Origin of the sequence: Pelosinus baikalensis, assembly GCF_020819555.1 — a bacterium.
Lineage (GTDB): Bacteria > Bacillota > Negativicutes > DSM-13327 > DSM-13327 > Pelosinus > Pelosinus baikalensis.
Genome location: NZ_JAJHJB010000024.1, coordinates 1 through 19513 on the forward strand (window position 1 = coordinate 1; position 19513 = coordinate 19513).

Genomic DNA, 19513 nt, shown 5'->3' on the forward strand with positions numbered 1-19513 from the left:
GGTTTTTCTAGCCCATAATGGATAACCCTTCTGTAATATATCTTACAGGGACAGGCTGTTTGTCCCAAGATGGAAGAATTAAGAGTCCTAAACTACAATTCTTATTGGGATAAAAGCAACTGCAGATTGACAAGAAACCTAAAACCGAAATTTGCTGGTAAAATAATGCTTATAATGTAAAAATATAGAAGGATTTAGCCTTTATAAAGAGAAGCTACCCATATGAACTTAGTTAGTAAATTTATGGGCAGCTTCTCTTTTAGTTAGTTGACATCCCGATAAAAGGAACCTGTCCCCGTGTCCCTTCGAATACTCTGAGGAGGTTAGTCGGATTAAGAAGTTACAAACACACTTGAAGATTTTATCACCAGATATCCCGAGAGAATTATCCGAAGTTACATTTCCAGATAGAAGGATTTGTGATGAGGACTATTTCGAAATGGGAATAATCAGTAATTGTATAATTGAGAATGAAGTGGCAACGCATGTGTTTTTTGATAAGGTCATATTTAAAAATGTTGTCTTCCAAAAAGTTAATTTTAGCGGATTAGAATTGACCGATGTTATTTTTGAAAAGTGTGATTTATCAAATGTAGACTTTAATGAAGCCAATATGCATCAAGTCGAAATGAGAAATTGCAAAATTGTAGGAATAAATTTAATGGGAGCAACATTGCGCAATGTGCTATTTGATAACTGCTATGGGGATTATGCTAACTTTCGTAATGTAAATTGCAAACAGGTGAAGTTTCATAACAGTTCATTAGCCAATGCCGATTTTTATACATCGACATTACTCAAGGTGCATTTTTCTAATTCAAGTTTAGAACAGATACAGCTATCGGGTACTAAGCTGGCAGGCATTGATTTAAGTAGCTGTGAGTTTAGACAGATTGGTGTTACCATCGAAGATGTGCAAGGATGTATCGTTTCTCCACAACAAGCAGTTGGCTTCTCAAAACTATTTGGCTTGATTATCAACGAATAAATTGAACGGATATTCAAAGAAAATCTTCTTATTATGTATGTCGTACATTAGATAGAAGATGAGAGTGACTCGAAAGAACCGTGCCTGTGATTTTCCACGCCCACGTTGACGGCGTGATGCCAATTTTGCTATTCATTAAAACGTCACTACTGTCTTCGAAAAAAGTCTTACAGAAGGGAATATCCTTCAGTCGCAATTGGGGGGGATGGGTGTTGGCGAAGCGCCTGGAAGAAATGAGTTCTGAAGAATTAGGAAAACTTTTTCCCATCATTATAGCTAAATTTAATCCAGCCTGGGCAGCTTTATACTTATCAGAGAAGGAATTAATTGAGCAAACTGTTGGTACATACAATATAGTGAGAATCCAGCATTACGGCAGTACATCAATTCCCGGGATCTCCGCAAAACCGACGATAGATATTTTGCTTGAAGTATGTGATGATATTGATACAAATAATTTAATTTCTCAATTTAAGAGCATGGGATATCACTATAGCCCTCAATCTGATGACTTTTCACCACATATGATGTTTATGAAAGGCTATACGCAGAATGGTTTCAAGGGGCAAGCATATCATGTTCATGTACGTTATAGCGGCGATTGGGACGAACTGTATTTTCGTGATTATTTAATATTGCATCCTGAAATTGCAGAGGAATATATCAAACTGAAACAGCAGCTAAAAGAAAAATACGAATGCGACAGGGAAGCATATACGCGCGGCAAGACTGAGTTTATAAAGACGGTTACAAACGAAGCAAGAAAAGAGCTGGGTAAAAAAGCGAGAAAGAATAATAGTCCCTGTACCCGCGTTTTGTAAAATTGAGCGAGCAACAGGAATATCGCGAGGTATAATAGCAAAAGGGTGACAAATCAGGAACACCCTTTTGTCACTTGGTATAGCGTGGTATATATATACAATATAAAGTAGCGCTTCTAGTAGGGACAAGTCAACCTGTCTCTAAGCTCTTTTACCGATTTTTGCTATCTAAATGTTTTGCTTGCCACCAGCCGATGGCTTGTTTCTACAAATGCATTTGATTATAATGAGAGAATTTTGGAGAAATTCCAGCTAGGAGGTCCCACTGTCTTATCATGCGTTCTTTTTCCTGGAGAATATTTTTTTCATAAACAGATAATAAAGCTTGTCCATCGATATCCTTACCCTGCACATATATCTGCTTGATTGCTTCAGACGCTGCACAACCACTTACCAAGGCACTCGAAACCCCTTCGCCCATTGGGTTGAGAAAATTAGCCGATTCTCCCGCAAACAACACTCTCCCCTTTCCTAGATCAAGGGGACAATCCGTTTCAACCTCTGGTATAATCCAACGTTCTTTTTTACTGCAAGACTGTATTTTTGCATTGTAAGTAGATATAAGAAATGAGAGAAATTGCGCGTAATAACTTTCAATTTTATTTACGTCTTTCACACACACTCCAAAAATAAGAAAATCGTCCTTAACATTAACCCATGCATCATGCTCTGAAAATTGGGAATGTAAAAATGCATGAAAAAATTTATCATCGAGATCAATAGTCCCTTTACAGAAAGTCTGATACGTTATGATATTTCTACTTAAAACCTTCAATAAACTTTTTTTAATCACGCTTCCGGCTCCATCACAAACAATGACTGCCTTTGCGTTTTCATAGTATTTTGTATCACCTTTCAAATGGACTGCCACATAGTTCTCTTTTTCTTCACAAGGAAAGTGCTAACGTCGATGGTCTAAATTCAACACCGTTATCTATAACTTGTAAAGTTAACCAATGATCAAAAGCGCTTCTCCATATGTTAAGACCTTTACTTTCGAATTTAAAGGATAGGTTCTCTTCATTGTAGATAATAATACCCTTTGTTACGCTCGGACTGCATAGTACAGTATCAGGTATTTTTCCAAATTCATTTTCTACTAAATCAATGGATCTTTCTATCAAGATTCCTGAACATGACTTTTCCCTTGGTACCTGCATCTTTTCGACCAATAGAACCTTATAACCGGTTCTCGCTAATCTTTTAGCAGCCATGCAACCTGCGGGTCCAGCGCCTATCACTATTACATCATACAAAACAATTTTCCTCCTTAATGAAAATCTATGAGTACATTCACTACCTAGCTTTTCCAATCTTGTGTACTCCAATCTGCAATTTCTAGTATGAAAGAAATCACAGTAACGGCTCTTCCAAGTCAGCTCATTTACGCCATACATTAGAAGTTTTTCTTTAAAAAACAGTATTTCATAATTTCTACTCTATTTACCATTAAAATACAAAATTCCTGCAAAGCTAGTCTGCTCAGCAGTAAGGGAGCCTCAAACTGCCCGATGGAGAAAAAAATTGTCCTTATCAATGAGGGCGATAGTAAGCCACCACACACTAACACCGTCCCGCGTCTTGCACAATAGAGGGGCGTCTCATTTATAAAAAAATATGAAAAAAGAAAAATTCAGCGTAATGATGCATTTGCTAGCTCTGAGAGTGAGAAAAATCAGAATATATTTTCAAAAGTTATTTAATTAATTTAAATAAGTATATTCACAAAATTATAAAAATGTATTATACTACGATTACTAAACAAAATAGATAGAATTATCAATATTTTGTGAGGTATGGGAAATATGGGGCAAATTTAGTTAGGTGGTGATATAAAGTAAAGGCGAGGAGTTAGTTGGAGAAGAGCATGCAGAATAATCGAAATTTTGTATGGATTGTAGTAATGTAAAAAAATAAGAAGCAACAAGAGGAGCATATCTCGATGAGCAAATTAACTTTGAAAGAAAAGGTATCTTATGGTTTAGGTGATTTCGGTAATGGTTTTATGTTTGATATGGGACAGATTTATCTACTCAAATTCTACACAGATGTCTTTGGTATTCCAGCAGCTGTAGCTGGGAGCATCTTTTTGCTCACTAAAATATTTGATGCGTTTATGGATCCAATCGCTGGTGCTTTTATTGATGCACGAAAAGCTGATCCTCGAACAGGGAAATTCAGAAAAATCATGTTTACCAGCAGTATTTTTCTTGGTATATTATCCATATTTGTCTTTATGGCTCCCGACCTTTCTCCCACTGCAAAAATGATTTTTGGCTATGCCACCTACATGGCATGGGGTGTTGGATATTCCTTTACAAACGTTCCTTATGGGGCATTAGGAGCTGCTATGACACAAGATCCTAATGATCGAGCATCCTTGGCATCTTGGCGTCAAGCTGGTTCCCTAGGAGCATTGCTCATTACCAGTGTAATGGTAGTACCTCTAATTAAACAATTTTCAGATCCACGTGTAGCCTGGCCAGTAGTAGTTGCCCTTACTTCAGTTATCGGTGTTACAGCCTTTTATTTCTGTTTTAAAAATTGTAAAGAAGTCATTGTTGGTAAAAGTCTTGCTTCAGGTGAAAAAATCTCTATCAAAGCAATGGCTAGATCCGTCTTTACCAATCGACCTTTATTGGCACTCATTTTAATGACAATCTTCACAATTTCGGCTTACAATATTAAATCTGCAATGATGATCTACTATTGCCAATATAATCTTGGGGATATTAGTTTGATGCCTTACATTAGTTTCATCACAATCGGATGTTCCTGCTTAGGGATTACCTTAATTCCTAAATTAACAAAACGATTTGGCAAGAAAAATACAGCTCTCATTGGTTTTGGTGTTAGTGTTGTTGCTGACTTAATTAACTTCTTAATTCCAGGCGATTTGGTTACGTTTACGATTTTGGCAAGTATTGCTTTCATTGGGATCAGTATTCCTAATGGCGTTACTTGGGCTTTTGTTTCTGATTCCATTGATTATGGTGAATGGAAAACAGGTGAAAGAAGGGAAGGGATCACGTATTCATTCTTTAATTTTGCACGAAAAATAGCACAATCCGTTTCTGGTTTCGCTTCTGGTATTGGTTTGTCTATTGTGGGTTATGTACCAAATGTACAGCAGACGGAAAAAGCTCTAGGCGGAATCAAGGGGTTATTGCTTTTATATCCAGCAGTGACCATATCTTGCGCAGCGCTTGTAATCGGGATTTTATATACTTTAAGTGATAAAAGACATGGAGAAATGATAGAAGAATTAAAAAATAGACCTGCTTAACAATAAAATCATAAGTAAGAGGTTGATAAATAGTTAGGATATGATATTATTAAATCAACTTAATTAATTAATTTAATTAAGTTGATTTAATGGAGGTGTTTGAGAAAATCATGCCAGAAGTGATAACTATTGGAGAAAGTATGGTTATGTTTATTGCAAAGCAAGGAGAATCACTGGAATTAGTTTCAGATTTTTCCCGCCATCTCGCTGGGGCGGAATCTAATGTTGCAATTGGTTTAGCTAGATTAGGGCATCAGACTGGATGGATAAGTGCAATTGGTAATGATCCTTTTGGCACGTATATATGTAATACCATTTCTGGTGAAGGTGTCGATACATCTGCTGTAACTGTATCATTGGTGCATTCTACAGGTATGCTTGTGAAAGAACGAAATGATGGGGGAGATCCCCAAGTGTATTATTATCGGAAAGATTCAGCTGCAGCCAATTTCACACTCGAGATGCTGCAAGAACGTTATTTTGAGAATGGAAAAATACTTCATATAACAGGGATCTTTCCAGCCCTTAGCCCTAGTACTAAAGACGCCCTATTCACCGCCATCAAGATGGCAAAAAAACATGGTCTTATGATTTCCTTTGATCCTAATATCCGCCTAAAACTCTGGACGGCTCAAGAAGCAAAGGAAACACTGTTGGAAATTGCTGAAATGTCGGATTTAATATTACCAGGATTACACGAAGCTGAATTATTGGTAGGAACAACTAACTGGGAACAGGTTTCAAAGTTTTTTCATGAGAAAGGCAGTCAATTTGTCATCATGAAAAATGGTGCTGATGGTGCTTATTATTCCATTCGTGAAAGGGATGGGTCTATATTAGAAGGTTACGAAAAAGGTTTTAAAGTGGAGACGGTCGTTGATACGGTTGGTGCTGGCGATGGTTTTGCTGTTGGCCTATTATCGGCCATGCGCGAAGGTTTATCTTTGGGCGAAGCCGTTAGACGGGGCAATGCTATTGGTTCTATGGCTGTAATGGTCAGAGGCGATTATGATGGATACCCAACGCGAGAGCAGCTAGAGGCTTATTTGGCTAAATAGTTTGCCATGGCGTCACGATAGAAATAAAAATTATTTAAGGAGGGGTTAGTTTGATACCTAGAATTAATGTATTACAAAAATTGATGCAGTCAGGGGTAGTTGCTGTAGTTCGAGCACAGAATTCCGAGCAGGCCATTAAGATCACTGAGGCATGTATGAAAGGCGGTATTGCTGCCATTGAAATTACCTTTACCATTCCAGAGGCAGCCCAAGTGATTGCGGATTTGCGGAAAGCATATTCACCAGAAGAAATGATTATTGGGGCAGGAACAGTCCTTGATCCTGAAACAGCTAGAATTGCCATTTTAGCAGGTGCTCAATATATTGTTAGTCCATCACTAAACCTGGAGACAGTTAAGTTATGCAATCGTTACCAAGTTCCTGTCATGCCTGGAGCTATGACCATTGCTGAAGTTATTGCCGCCATGGAAGCGGGTGCTGATATCGTAAAAATATTCCCAGGTGATGCCTTTGGACCATCTTTTATTAAAGCCATTAAAGGACCAATTCCGCAAGCACCACTCATGCCAACTGGCGGCGTGAATTTAGAGAATGTGGGAGAATGGATTAAAGCCGGTTGCGTTGCTGTTGGCGTCGGTGGAAATTTGACAGCGGGTGCTAAAACTGGTGATTATCAGTCTATTGAAGAGATTGCGAAACAATTTATTGGAAAAGTACGTGTTGCTCGCGGTTTATAAAAAATATATTTTAGGGGGAGTTAAGGGTGAAAAAATTAAATAGTTTATTAGTAAATGGTAATTTTTCATTTCCAAATGACTTAAAAGTACAAAAATATCCAGGAGATTTGCCTGAACGTGTAATACAGTTTGGTGAAGGGAATTTTCTAAGAGCTTTTGCCGATTGGATGATTCATTTATTAAATCAACAAAATTTGTTTAATGGTCGTGTCGTAGTGGCGCAACCCATTAAAGAAGGACTTGCTGATATGGTCAATGAACAGGACGGTTTATATACTCTTTTACTACGTGGATTACGCGACGGACAGCCAGTGGAAGAAAAGGAAGTTATCAGTTCCATTAGTCGTTGTTTAAACCCTTATACCCAGTGGGATGCTTATTTAAAATGTGCAGAAGATCCATTAATTGAATATGTAATTTCCAATACGACTGAAGCTGGCATTACCTTTGATCCAACAGATAAGTTTGAAAATGAGCCACCTACTTCCTATCCTGGAAAATTAACGTCTTATTTATATCATCGTTTCCAATACTTTAAGGCAGATGCAAGTAAAGGGATGGTCATTTTACCTTGTGAATTAATTGATCGAAATGGCGATAATTTGAAGAAAGCTGTATTACAATATGCAGAGCTTTGGAAGTTACCCCAAGATTTTTCCCGTTGGGTAGCTGAAAATAATCACTTCTTAAATACGTTGGTGGATCGGGTGGTAACTGGCTATCCAAGAGATGAAATCAAAACGATCATTGACTCTTTAGGTTATGACGATTCTCTAGTAAATACAGGAGAGTTATTCCACTTGTGGGTTATTGAAGGACCCAAAGAATTGTCAGAGAGATTACCCTTCCACAAAATTGGTCTTAATGTTATATGGACGGAAGATATGACCCCTTATCGAACTCGGAAAGTAAGGATTTTAAATGGTGCTCATACTGCATCTGTACCAGCAGCATTTTTGTATGGTTTAGATACAGTTGGTGAAATGATGGATCATGAAGTGATGGGTAAGTACGTACGACAAATTATCCAAGATGAAATTATACCTTCTATTAATCTGGATAAAAGTATGCTAGAGGAATTTGCTAGTGCCGTAGTGGAACGATTCAAGAACCCTTATATCAAACATTATTTACTCAGCATATTGTTAAATTCTGCCTCTAAATTTAAAGCCCGGGTTTTACCATCTATTCTTGAATATCACACATTAAATGGCAGCTTGCCAGAAAAATTAGTTTTTTCCTTAGCAGCTTTGATTGCTGTGTATAAAGATGGAAAAGTAGATGGCAATGGCATGCAAGCACGTAGAGAAAAAGATGAATTTATTATGAAAGATGATGTATGGGCTTTAGAATTTTTTGCAGCAGCATGGTCCAGTTTTGATGGCAGTCAACAATCGGCCGAGCAAGTCGCGAAACAAGTGTTGCAGAATACAAAATTATGGGATAAAGATTTATCTGAAATTGATGGGTTTATTGAGTGTCTTGGCAAATCTTTATTTAAAATTACCAACCTTGGTATGCAAAAAACAGTTGCTGAGTTAGTGAAGTAAGGGAGCGGTAAGCTCTGATATGGAGGGGTTATTTTGTTATTAAATCGAATTAATACTCATGACAATGTTGCCGTTGCAATAGAAGAACTTACTGCGGGTGAAACCTATCTAGTCGGCAGTATAGCAGTCACTGCAGCCGTTACCATTCCCAAAGGTCATAAGATTGCCTTAGAAAATATTCCAGTAGGGGCGAATATTATTAAATATGGTTTTCCCATTGGACACGCCATCCAAGAAGTAGCGATGGGGGATTGGGTTCACTCTCATAATGTGAAAACCAATTTAGGAGATATTTTAGAGTACCAATATCGTCCAGTAGGCGAAGAAAGTAAAAGTGAGTCTCTGCCAAAAACCTTTAAAGGCTACCAAAGAGCCAATGGTAAGGTTGGGGTACGTAATGAAATATGGGTTATTCCTACTGTTGGTTGTGTGAATCGCACAGCCCAGCTCATTGCGCGTGGTGCCAGTGAAAAATTCCAAACCGCAAAACATATTGATGGCATTTATGAATTTACTCACCCTTACGGCTGTTCTCAATTAGGAGAAGATCATACCAACACCCAACGAATTTTGGCTGATTTAGTGAATCATCCCAATGCCGCTGGCGTATTAGTCCTAGGGCTTGGCTGTGAAAATAACTATATCGAAGAATTTAAAAAAGTGTTAGGACCTTATGATGTTAGCCGAGTGAAGTTTTTAGTTGCCCAAGATGTAGAAGATGAAGTGGAAAGTGGTATCAAAGCCATTTATGAATTGATTGAGCAGACAGCAGACGATCAACGAGTGGATTGTCCCATTTCAGAACTAGTAGTAGGTTTGAAATGTGGCGGTTCCGATGGTTTTTCTGGTATTACTGGCAATCCCCTCGTTGGCGAATTCTCGGATAAACTAGGGGCAAGCGGCGGTACAAGCGTCTTAACGGAAGTTCCAGAAATGTTTGGTGCAGAAACCATTTTGATGGATCGCGCCATCAACGAAGAGGTTTTTGGGAAAATTGTTCATCTGGTGAATTATTTTAAAAAATACTATGAAGATCATAACCAACCCATTTACGAAAATCCATCCCCAGGAAATAAAAAAGGCGGAATTACCACTCTGGAAGAAAAATCCCTAGGTTGTACGCAAAAAGGCGGTCGGAGTCAAGTTGTTGATGTTTTAGGATACGGTGATGTGGTAAAAAATAAAGGTCTTACTCTGCTTAGTGCTCCGGGCAATGATATCGTAGCTGCAACCGCATTGGCAGCTTCTGGTTGTCAGATTATCTTATTTACCACTGGCAGGGGAACGCCCCTTGGCACTGCTGTGCCAACTATGAAAATTGCAACCAATAGTGAAATCTTTACTCGCAAATCCAATTGGATGGATTTTGATGCGGGTGTATTACTAGAGGGTCAATCCATGAAAGATACTGCGGAAAAATTATTGCAACATGTGATTGATGTAGCCTCTGGATCTTTAACAAAGTCTGAAAAAATGGGATTCCGTGATATCGCGATCTTTAAAAATGGCGTTACGCTATAAAAAATAAAAGAGTAAGAAGGGAGCCTTTATTATGAAACCATTTATGGGAGAAAACTTTCTGTTAGAAAATGATTCAGCAGTCAAACTTTATCACGAATATGCAAAAGAGATGCCGATTATCGATTATCATTGTCATTTAGATGCAAAAGATATTTTTGAGAATAAACGCTTTAAAAACATTACTGAAGTTTGGTTGTATGGCGATCATTACAAATGGCGAGCCATGCGCAGTGACGGTACGGATGAAGAAAGCATTACAGGCAGAGCAACAGATTATGAAAAGTTCTTGGCGTGGGCGAAAACCTTAGAAAAATGTATTGGTAATCCTCTTTATCACTGGACGCATCTAGAACTTCAACGCTATTTTGGAATTTATGAGCCTTTAACAGTCAAGACTGCTCATGATATATGGGGAAAAGCCAATGCCCTATTAGCTCTTGATGAATATAATGCCCAGGGAATGATTGAAAAGTCCAATGTAAAGTGTGTTTGTACAACAGATGATCCAGGAGATTCTTTAGAATATCATCAAAAAATTCGCGAAGATGCTAGCATTAAAGTTAAGGTATTTCCTACTTTCCGTCCAGATAAAGGCATGGAATTAAATGCTTCTGGCTTTACCCAATGGATCGAGAGAGTTGGTTTGGCGGCAGGAATAACAATTACTAATTACAATGAATTTTTACAAGCTCTTGCTAAGCGGATTGAATTCTTCCATGAAATGGGCTGCCGCGCAGCTGATCATGCTTTAGAAAAAGTTCCTTATCTAGAAAGTTCACAAGAGGTTTTAGAAGCAATATTTGCTGACGCCTTGCAGGGGAAAGTGATTGGCGATGCTGATCTAGAACGTTATAAGACAGCTGTATTACAATTTTGTGGAAGAAAGTATGCAAACTTAGGTTGGGCGATGCAACTTCACATTGGGGCACTACGGAATAATAATACGAAGATGTTCAAAAAAATGGGCCCAGATACTGGATTTGACTCTATTCATGATCATCAAGTAGCCTTTTGTTTGTCAAGATTATTAGATTCTTTAGAAATAGAAGGGTGCCTGCCAAGAGTTATTTTATACACCCTCAATCCAAAAGATAATGGGGTTTTAGGAACTATGCTTGGTAATTTCCAAGCTGGGGGTATCCCAGGGAAAATGCAATTTGGTACAGCTTGGTGGTTTATTGACAATAAAACAGGCATGATTGAACAGATGATTTCTCTAAGCAATTTAGGCATATTAAGTCGTTTTGTTGGCATGGTTACGGATTCTAGAAGTTTCTTGTCCTATACACGTCATGAATATTTTAGAAGAATTCTCTGTAATTTATTGGGGACATGGATTGAAAATGGAGAAGTAGCTGCTGATTTTGACATGGTTGGCGAAATTGTGAAAGACATTTCCTTTAACAATGCAAAAACATATTTTGGTTTTCCATTAGAATAATAGAGAAAAAATAGACACCAAATTAAGAAAAATGGCATCTTTGCTGGTAAATCAGAAGAGATGCCATTTTCATTCATTTCACTTCCAAGGAAAAATTTGAAGCCAAAAAATCTGCAGGAATTCCGCTTTTTATAGAGAATGTTAACAAACGGATAATTAATTAACATAATAAAGTTTTTTCCTTAAATGGAAGTAAGGTGATAAAATGGTAAAAAAACCTGGTAATAGTAAATATGTTAAAAATCTAAATAGAATGACTGTTCTTAATATCATCAAAGAAAATGAATTGGTATCTCGCCAGCAATTAGCTCAATTAACAGGCTTAACGCCACCCGCCATAACGGGTATTATTCGAGAATTACTAGAGATGGGATTTGTCATGGAAGTGGGGCTTGGAACCTCCCAAGGTGGACGTAAGCCCATGAAGCTTAAATTTAATGCTAAAGCTGGTTATGTCATTGGAGTTGAGATCACAAGTCATGAAACGGTGCTTGTGATCGCTGATTTGGAGAATGCTCCCATTCATAGTATAACCCTGGATCTTAATATGACGGAACCGGATATTGGCATTCCTCAATTGATAGAGGCCCTAGGGCAAGTCCTTTATAGTGAGGAAAACCGAAACAAGAATTTTTTGGGCATCGGGATTGCTTTCCCTGGACTTTTAAGTGCTAGAGAAGGGATCGTGAAGCGTTCCATCAACTTAGGGCCTAAGTGGCGTCAGTTTCCTTTGAAAGAAACATTGAAAAATGAAATGAAATTGCCCATATTTATTGAAAGCAACGCCAAATCTTCGGCCTTGGCGGAATGGTGGTTTGGTGGTGGTATCAACTTTAGAAACCTAGTCTACGTCAATCTTGGTGAAGGAATTAGTGCTGGTGTTATTAGTGCTGATCGAGTGATACAAGGTGCTCAAGGGCATGCTGGAGAGATTGGACATAGTTTCATGATGGAAAATGGTCCTTTATGTAATTGTGGGAATCGAGGTTGCTTAGAAGCCATCTGCGGCATTCCAGCATTACTACGCAAAGCAAACGATGAATTAGCAATGATAAACCCTCAAGATCCTCTAAAAATAGTTTGGGAACAGAATGGAAAAATTGGCATTGAAGATATTTTGAAATCGGCAAAGAGTGAAGGGTCTTACTCATGGGAACTCTTGCAACAAGTGGGGAAATACGTAGGTTTGGCCATCGCCAATGTCGTTAATATGTATAATCCAGAAGCAATTTTTATTGGTGGTAAATTAGGGGCAGTGGCAGAAACTTTCATTAATCCTATTAAAGATATGGTAAACAATCATTCTTTTCCTGAGGTTGCGAAGTCAGTGCAGATCAAAATCTCAGATCTTGGTGTACATTCTGGAGTAATTGGCTCTTGTGCCTTGGCTTTGCGTGAACTGCTGCATTATGATTCCACAGTTTTAGAAGATTATCAGTTGATGCTAAAAGAAAATCCTCGAAAATAGTTGACATAATAATTAGTGGATGATCCGATAGACGAATAAAAATGAACCGCTGTTGAAGTATCGAAACCTGCAGGAGTCGTCCCGGGAGCAGACAGGAAGCCCGGAATCAGTCTGGAGGACAACCTGATTACCATCCAGATGGCCGAGACGGGTATAGAGGCGGCGTGAACGTGGCACAGGCTGTTTATTGACTTATTATCCTCGACAATACTAATGAAGTGTTGTTGAGGATTTATTTCTTTATAAAGTGTAAAATTATTTTAGGAGTCAAGGGCTTAGTAGACGTTCTGAGTTAGCTTTGGTAATTATGGGGGTTGATGTACGGCAGGGTTTCTTGCACTTGTTGATTGTATTGAAATCTTAAGAATTTTGTAAGAATTAGTTGTACTTCTTTGTAAAATTTATTTGCTACAATTAACTTGTGATCGAAAAGCGGGATGTAATTGTATTTAATATAGGGGGAAAATGTAATGGAACAGAAACATCATGTTCTTGTCGTGGATGATGATCGGGAAATTGCTAGTGCGATTGGGATATATTTAAAACAGGCGGATTTGTCTGTAATGCTTGCCTATGATGGCTTGGAAGCTTTAGAAATCCTTGAAAATGCAGATTTTCAACTCATTATCATGGATATTATGATGCCAAAACTTGATGGCATTCAAGCCATGCTAAAAATAAGAGAGGAAAGAAATATCCCCATTATTCTGTTGTCAGCCAAAAGCGAAGATACAGATAAAATATTAGGTCTTACCATGGGGGCGGATGATTATATTACCAAGCCATTTAATCCTCTTGAACTCATTGCCAGAGTAAAATCCCAACTGAGACGCTATACAACCTTTGGAGCGGCTGTGCCGAACAGTACTACGATTACAACAGCCTCTCTTTCTTTGGATACAGAATTAAAGCTGGTTACCGTGGATGGAGAAGAAATCAAGCTTACGCCAATAGAATTTAAAATTCTTAGGCTTTTGATGCAGAATTTAGGCAGGATCTTTTCGATTGATGAAATTTACGAACGAGTGTGGGATGAACTTAATATTAACGGTCAAAACACGGTTGCAGTTCATGTCAGGCGAATTCGTGAAAAAATTGAGATTAATCCTAAAGAACCAAAATATTTAAAGGTGGTGTGGGGAATTGGCTACAAGATTGAAAAATATTAGGTTTTCTAATTGGTTTAAACTGCTTGCAATCCTTATCGGCATTAGTGGAGTTGTACTTAGTTTCTATGGTGCGATAAGATATCCGGATTTTTCCTATGGATTGCATAGTGATTATAAAAAGAGCAAAATTCTTGAAGAAGAAATAAGGGATATTAGTACCAATATTTTGCGGCAGACACAATTGAAAAGCGCGGAAAATATTAAAACAGGCGCTGTAATTAATGATGACAAATTAAAGAATAAAATAGAGGATATTAAAAATGAAAGAAATCATGCGATTCTTAATATAACGGAAGAATATAAAGAGTTAGTCGCGTTGAATGACCAAGATAACCCTAATGAGCTTCAGAGAGTGACAGCAGAACGTGATGAAAAAATTGCTAATGCAAAACAGGATTACGACAAGAAAATAGCAGGTGCCAAAGATGAGCTGATTGCCGAAGAATTAATCGAATATAATAAAGCGAAACGTTATCTTGAAGAGTATGAAGGCCTGTATTATACAGTAGTACCTAACAGTACTGTATCTGGGAAAGATATGGAGTTTTATAAAACGTTGCCCTATTATACGAAAAGCAGTGATGTTAACGATGGTATCTTATATATTGGTTTTTCTGAAGATGCGTTTACGAAACAAGTGACGCAATATGATGTAAGGCATAAAAATGGTCTAATAGGTGCCTATATGCTGCTTAGCGGCGTAGGAATGATATTCCTTTCTATTGCATGGCTGATGTATTCTGCAGGAAGAACCCCAAACAGCGGAGAATTGCAATTTAACTTTTTTGACAAAGTGTATTTGGACATTGGTTTACTGATAACCGGAGCTATTGCAATGTTTTCTTGTTTTATTGCAACTATTCTGGAAATAAAAATGCAGAATCTCCAATTAGTTAATCTTCTTTCTTTATTGATTCTGGTTATCGCCTATTTCAGCATAGCAGCCTATGCGATGATGTTTGCCAAACGAGTAAAAAGCGGCGGAGTCGTTAAGCATACTTTGATGTACAAGGTTTTTAAATCGATAAAAGCAGCCATCAATAAGATGATAGATACAACATTAGATTTGCCAACAAATAACCAGGTTTTTGCAAAAAAAGCAATAGGGTTTTTACTACTCTACACAGTATTACTTGGAATGATTGGATTGTTATTTGTTATCTTAGCTGCTGGTATGCATGTTATTATTGGGTTGCCTGTTGCCCTAGTCTTATTTGCACTACTGCTAATTAGTATTGTTAACGTATTTCAAAAACGGGTATCAGCCTTTATTACCTTGGCAGAGGGGATTAAAAAGATAAAGCAGGGGGATTTTAATCACAAGATTCCTGCTTGTGGTTTTGATACCATTGATACAATTGCGGAAGATATAAATAATATTGCTGATGGCGTGAAGGCGGCAGTCGATAGGGAAATGAAAGCCGAACATATGAAGGTGGAGCTTATCACGAATGTTTCCCATGATTTAAAAACTCCGCTTACGTCCATTATTACCTATTCTGATTTGTTATCACAGGAAAACATTGATGCAGAACAGGTAAAAGAATATGTAGAAATTTTGCAAAGAAAATCAGTGCGCTTAAAGCAGTTGGTTGATGATCTCTTTGAAGTTTCCAAGGCACAAAGTGGGTCAATATCCCTACAGTTGGAAGAGCTATGCCTAAATGATCTAATCACACAATCCCTTGCTGAATATGAGGAAGATTTTAAGAAAGCACGTCTTGATACAATACTTAATCTTCCTCCGGATAAGATTATGGTTTTAGCTGATGGAGCTAAAATGTGGCGAGTGCTGTCTAACCTGTACAATAATGCGATCAAATATAGCATGTCTGGTACCCGCGTATTTGTTGATGTAGAAGTCGTAAACGACAAAGTCAATATAACCATGAAAAACATAGCCAATTATATTATGCATTTTACATCAGAAGAAATATTTGAGAGATTTAAGCGCGGTGATGAATCACGCAGTGGAGAAGGGTCAGGTCTAGGTCTTGCCATTGTTAGAAGCTTCATGGCTTTGCAAAAAGGAAGTAGCGATGTAGTAATTGATGGAGACTTATTCAAAGTAACTTTAACTCTAAGGAAATAATGGGCACAGGGACAGGTTGTTCACCGCTATTTCCTTTTCGGGGCAAACAAAAATTTTGCACGCAGATAGTTTCAAGGCTCAACTTGCAGTATTTTACTACTTGTTGAGCCTTTTTTCGCCCAAAACTTCCGATTGAACCCTGTACAAACCGTCCCGTGCGCCCACGGCAAGCTACTGCCTGGCACACTTTCTTTTGCCAGTAATCCACCTCAGCCTATCCCTTATTCTGTTAATCAAATGAAATGCTAAATTTGACAAACTAAAAACTTTGTTTTAAAATGAGGTTGTTAGTTAAAAAATTCCATAACGATTTCACAATAATAAATACTTGTAAAAATTATTATAAACTTCAAAAAAAGAGCCGTTTTGAGACTGAATTTTTTTAGGAGGGATATATGATGACGAACAAAAAGAAAGTTATGTTCATTTCTTACCACGGTGATCCGTTAGAGAAACTTGGTGGAATCCAGTCTGGCGGGCAAAACACGTATGTAAAAGAAGTGGTATCCTCATTAGAATCGCTTGGTCTTGTGGCAGATGTATTTACTCACTGGTCAGATCCTGCCGCTCCACAAATACAGTTGATTGGTAAAAAGTCACGGGTTATCCGCCTTGAGGCTGGACAAAAAGGATTTCAGCCAAAGCAGCTACTCTATACCATGCTTCCTAATTTTATTAAAGATATTACAGCATTCATGCAGAGTCCATATCAATACTCCTTAATTCATAGTAATTATTGGCTATCGGGTACTGTAGGTAGATATCTGAAAAATAAATATAGCTTGCCACTTGTTCATACTTCTCACTCGCTTGGTATTGTAAGAAAAAACGCTGTAGGACAACTTCAAAACAACATCAGTGCAATTCGCATTGAATACGAAAAAGAACTACTGCAAAAAGCTGATTGCATAATTGCTACAACATCAACGGAAGAAAATCTATTGCATGAATTTTATCAAATCGAACTCAAGAAAATAAAAATAGTTCCATGTGGAGTAAATACTGATATTTTTCGTCCCCTTCAACATAATGCTGCAATAGGCTATAACAGCAATAATCACAAAATATTATTGTTTGTAGGACGTTTCGAAGAAAACAAAGGATTAGCAATTCTGTTACAGGCAATCGTAGCGTTAAGAAAAAAATATCCGCAAGCTATTAATAATTTACGTCTTTTGATCGGCGGGGGTGACCCTCTTAACATACCAGAAACATCAATAAGTGTCGAAAAAAAACAATACCAACATTTTATTAATCAACACTCTCTAGCAGATCATATTCAATTTCTAGGACCTCTCAAACACGAAGAATTAGCCCAATACTTGTCTGTAGCCAGAGCGACAATTGTACCATCTTATTATGAATCTTTCGGGCTAGTTGCAATTGAAGCCATGGCCTGCGGATCCCCAGTTATTGCTTCTGACACAGGAGGGCTAGCTCATAATGTTTTACATGGGAAAACAGGGCTATTGGTAGAACCTAAGAATCCATTATTGCTGGCTGAAGCAATTCACGAACTGCTCATCAATGATTCTTTAAATAAATGGATGAGTAAAAATGCTGCTGCTCATGCCAAACGATTTTCCTGGCTTCAAGTAGCGAAAGATTTAACAAAAATATACCGTGGGGTGGTAGCATGCCAAGAAGATGTGTTGAACATTCGACAAAGTATGTATTAGCAACAGATCTTGATGGTACTCTGATTGGTTGTAAACAATCTTTGAAGAATTTAAATCAGATTATCGAAAAACAAAGATCAAATATCCTACTAATATATATTACAGGTCGAACTTTTTCTTCGGCTTGGCAGCTTGTCCAATCCGAGACCTTACTTATCCCTGATATCCTAATCTCAGACGTTGGTACAGAAATACATCTAGCCCCCAATTTTATCCGCAATGCAGGCTGGGAAATCAAAATAGGGTCTAAGTGGAAAATAGCTGAAATACGTACTCTACTATCAAATATAAAAAATTTAAAACCGCAACCTATCCATCCCAAATTCCGACTTTCTTACTTAACGGAAAGCGCTGATTTCCCCAAAGTTTTATCAGAAATATATAAACTAAAACACGAATTACAAATTCCCATTGAAATCGTTCCTTCATTGGGACATCTGATTGATATTTTGCCTGAAGGAGCAGGTAAAGGTCCCGCTTTACAGTTTGTACAATCAAATTTTGGGGTTGCTGAAAAACAAATATTTGTATGTGGTGATAGTGGTAACGACTACTCTATGTTTATCCATGGATTCCAAGGGATTGTCGTTGGCAATGCATGTTCTGATTTCAAACAGCAATTAGATAGCATACGCACTTGTATTTATTTTTCTAAAGCTCACTATGCAGCCGGAATTTTGGAGGGCTTAAAAACATATGGCTTAATTCACTAACTGCTTTGTTTATTCTTGTGCTTACAATGTAAAAATATAGAAGGATTTAGCATTTTGTAAAGAGAAGCTACCCATAATAACTTAGTTAGTAAATTTATGGGCAGCTTCTCTTTTAGTTGACATACCGATAAAATAAAGACAATTTAGAACTATCGTTTTTAATTGGGATAAGGAACCTGTCCGAAACCACCATCCCCCATGTCTTGTTAAAAAACCACCTGACTCGTTTGGAAAGGAGAGTAAATAATGAGTAAGCAATGCATGAACTATATCGAAAAAGCTGTGGAGTTGCAGAAACAGGCAAATAAGGTAATTGAAGATCTTCAGATTAAGGGGCGATGGGAATTAGTAGGGAATACAATCTTGGTCGGCTCGGCAAATTTTGGACTAATGACAACTCCTAATCTGGATTTTGAAATTTATGTGAAAGAACCTGATGTTCGCATAGGGTTTGATACGGTACGGGAATTGGCAGTCATTCCAGGAGTGAAACAAATTCAATTCCTTAACTTCATGGAAACTTCTGATCCAGGGTTTTATTGGCGTATTGATTATCAAGATCAACAGGGTATCATGTGGGATATTGACAATTGGCTCGTGCCTTTCAGTCATCCTCATGCTGGAATGGCCGAGAGGTTTGCTAAAGCAATGAAACAGGCATTGACTGATGAAACTAGACAGATAATTTTAGAGATAAAATCCCAAATGACACTAGAAAATAAGTGCCGAGGGATAGATGTGTATAAGGCAGTTCTTAGTGGCGGAGTGCGTGATAGAGAGCAATTTATCAAATGGATAGCAGAATATCCTCCTATTGAAATGGAAACATGTCAACCATCTATTTGATAGTTGTGATCCTTGGGGATAACTTTAACGCTTTGGATAGACATTGGTCAAATTATTGACTAGTGTCTATTTTATGTTTGTGGCATGTTAACGTTCACTCTATATGGTTGCAACAACAGCCATACGTAAAAATGCTAAGGGGGCGCTGGTAAATTCAGCGATTTATGATTATTACCAAATATT

Annotated in this window: 14 protein-coding genes and 1 pseudogene; 14 read left to right on the top strand and 1 reads right to left on the bottom strand. The window is 37.7% G+C overall.

The window, feature by feature from the left end; genetic code table 11:
- The first annotated feature begins 439 nt into the window (after nt 1–439).
- Together LMF89_RS15985 and LMF89_RS15990 are read left to right on the top strand one after the other, a co-directional pair.
- Nucleotides 440–988, top strand: coding sequence for a pentapeptide repeat-containing protein (locus LMF89_RS15985; protein ID WP_229535964.1), 549 nt, complete (start codon nt 440–442; stop codon nt 986–988).
- A 212-nt stretch (nt 989–1200) separates the two neighbouring features.
- Nucleotides 1201–1809: a GrpB family protein gene (locus LMF89_RS15990; protein ID WP_229535965.1), complete on the top strand. Its 609-nt coding sequence runs from the start codon at nt 1201–1203 to the stop codon at nt 1807–1809.
- Nucleotides 1810–2014: 205 nt separating this feature from the next.
- On the opposite strand, the pseudogene LMF89_RS26275 reads toward LMF89_RS15990, so the two are convergent.
- Nucleotides 2015–3065, bottom strand: a pseudogene (locus LMF89_RS26275) (NAD(P)/FAD-dependent oxidoreductase).
- 686 nt (nt 3066–3751) lie between these two features.
- On the opposite strand from LMF89_RS26275, the gene LMF89_RS16005 reads away from it, so the two are divergent.
- The 12 genes from LMF89_RS16005 (at nt 3752) to LMF89_RS16060 (ending at nt 19330) form a co-directional block, all read left to right on the top strand.
- The gene (locus tag LMF89_RS16005; RefSeq protein WP_229535968.1) at nt 3752–5095 is read left to right on the top strand and encodes a glycoside-pentoside-hexuronide (GPH):cation symporter; all 1344 of its coding nucleotides are present in this window, start codon (nt 3752–3754) and stop codon (nt 5093–5095) included.
- 110 nt (nt 5096–5205) lie between these two features.
- On the top strand, nt 5206–6153 hold the full coding sequence (locus tag LMF89_RS16010; protein WP_229535969.1) for a sugar kinase: 948 nt from the start codon (nt 5206–5208) through the stop codon (nt 6151–6153).
- A 53-nt stretch (nt 6154–6206) separates the two neighbouring features.
- Nucleotides 6207–6851, top strand: coding sequence for a bifunctional 2-keto-4-hydroxyglutarate aldolase/2-keto-3-deoxy-6-phosphogluconate aldolase (locus tag LMF89_RS16015; protein WP_229536014.1), 645 nt, complete (start codon nt 6207–6209; stop codon nt 6849–6851).
- Between the two features lie 26 nt (nt 6852–6877).
- Nucleotides 6878–8401, top strand: coding sequence for a tagaturonate reductase (locus LMF89_RS16020; protein WP_229535970.1), 1524 nt, complete (start codon nt 6878–6880; stop codon nt 8399–8401).
- A gap of 33 nt (nt 8402–8434) precedes the next feature.
- A complete protein-coding gene (locus LMF89_RS16025; protein ID WP_229535971.1) occupies nt 8435–9922 on the top strand; it encodes a UxaA family hydrolase in 1488 nt (495 codons plus the stop codon).
- Nucleotides 9923–9953: 31 nt separating this feature from the next.
- Nucleotides 9954–11363: a glucuronate isomerase gene (uxaC, locus tag LMF89_RS16030; RefSeq protein WP_229535972.1), complete on the top strand. Its 1410-nt coding sequence runs from the start codon at nt 9954–9956 to the stop codon at nt 11361–11363.
- A 205-nt stretch (nt 11364–11568) separates the two neighbouring features.
- Nucleotides 11569–12831, top strand: coding sequence for an ROK family transcriptional regulator (locus tag LMF89_RS16035; RefSeq protein WP_229535973.1), 1263 nt, complete (start codon nt 11569–11571; stop codon nt 12829–12831).
- A 470-nt stretch (nt 12832–13301) separates the two neighbouring features.
- A complete protein-coding gene (locus LMF89_RS16040) occupies nt 13302–14000 on the top strand; it encodes a response regulator transcription factor (protein ID WP_229535974.1) in 699 nt (232 codons plus the stop codon).
- Nucleotides 13975–16092 (top strand): sensor histidine kinase, encoded by a 2118-nt coding sequence (locus LMF89_RS16045; protein WP_229535975.1) that lies wholly within the window; start codon nt 13975–13977, stop codon nt 16090–16092. Before LMF89_RS16040 ends, LMF89_RS16045 begins: the two co-directional genes overlap by 26 nt.
- Nucleotides 16093–16487: 395 nt before the next feature.
- On the top strand, nt 16488–17771 hold the full coding sequence (locus tag LMF89_RS16050) for a glycosyltransferase (RefSeq protein WP_229535976.1): 1284 nt from the start codon (nt 16488–16490) through the stop codon (nt 17769–17771).
- Nucleotides 17729–18484: an HAD-IIB family hydrolase gene (locus LMF89_RS16055; protein WP_229535977.1), complete on the top strand. Its 756-nt coding sequence runs from the start codon at nt 17729–17731 to the stop codon at nt 18482–18484. Before LMF89_RS16050 ends, LMF89_RS16055 begins: the two co-directional genes overlap by 43 nt.
- A 246-nt stretch (nt 18485–18730) precedes the next feature.
- Nucleotides 18731–19330 (top strand): hypothetical protein, encoded by a 600-nt coding sequence (locus tag LMF89_RS16060; RefSeq protein WP_229535978.1) that lies wholly within the window; start codon nt 18731–18733, stop codon nt 19328–19330.
- The last annotated feature ends 183 nt before the right edge of the window (nt 19331–19513 follow it).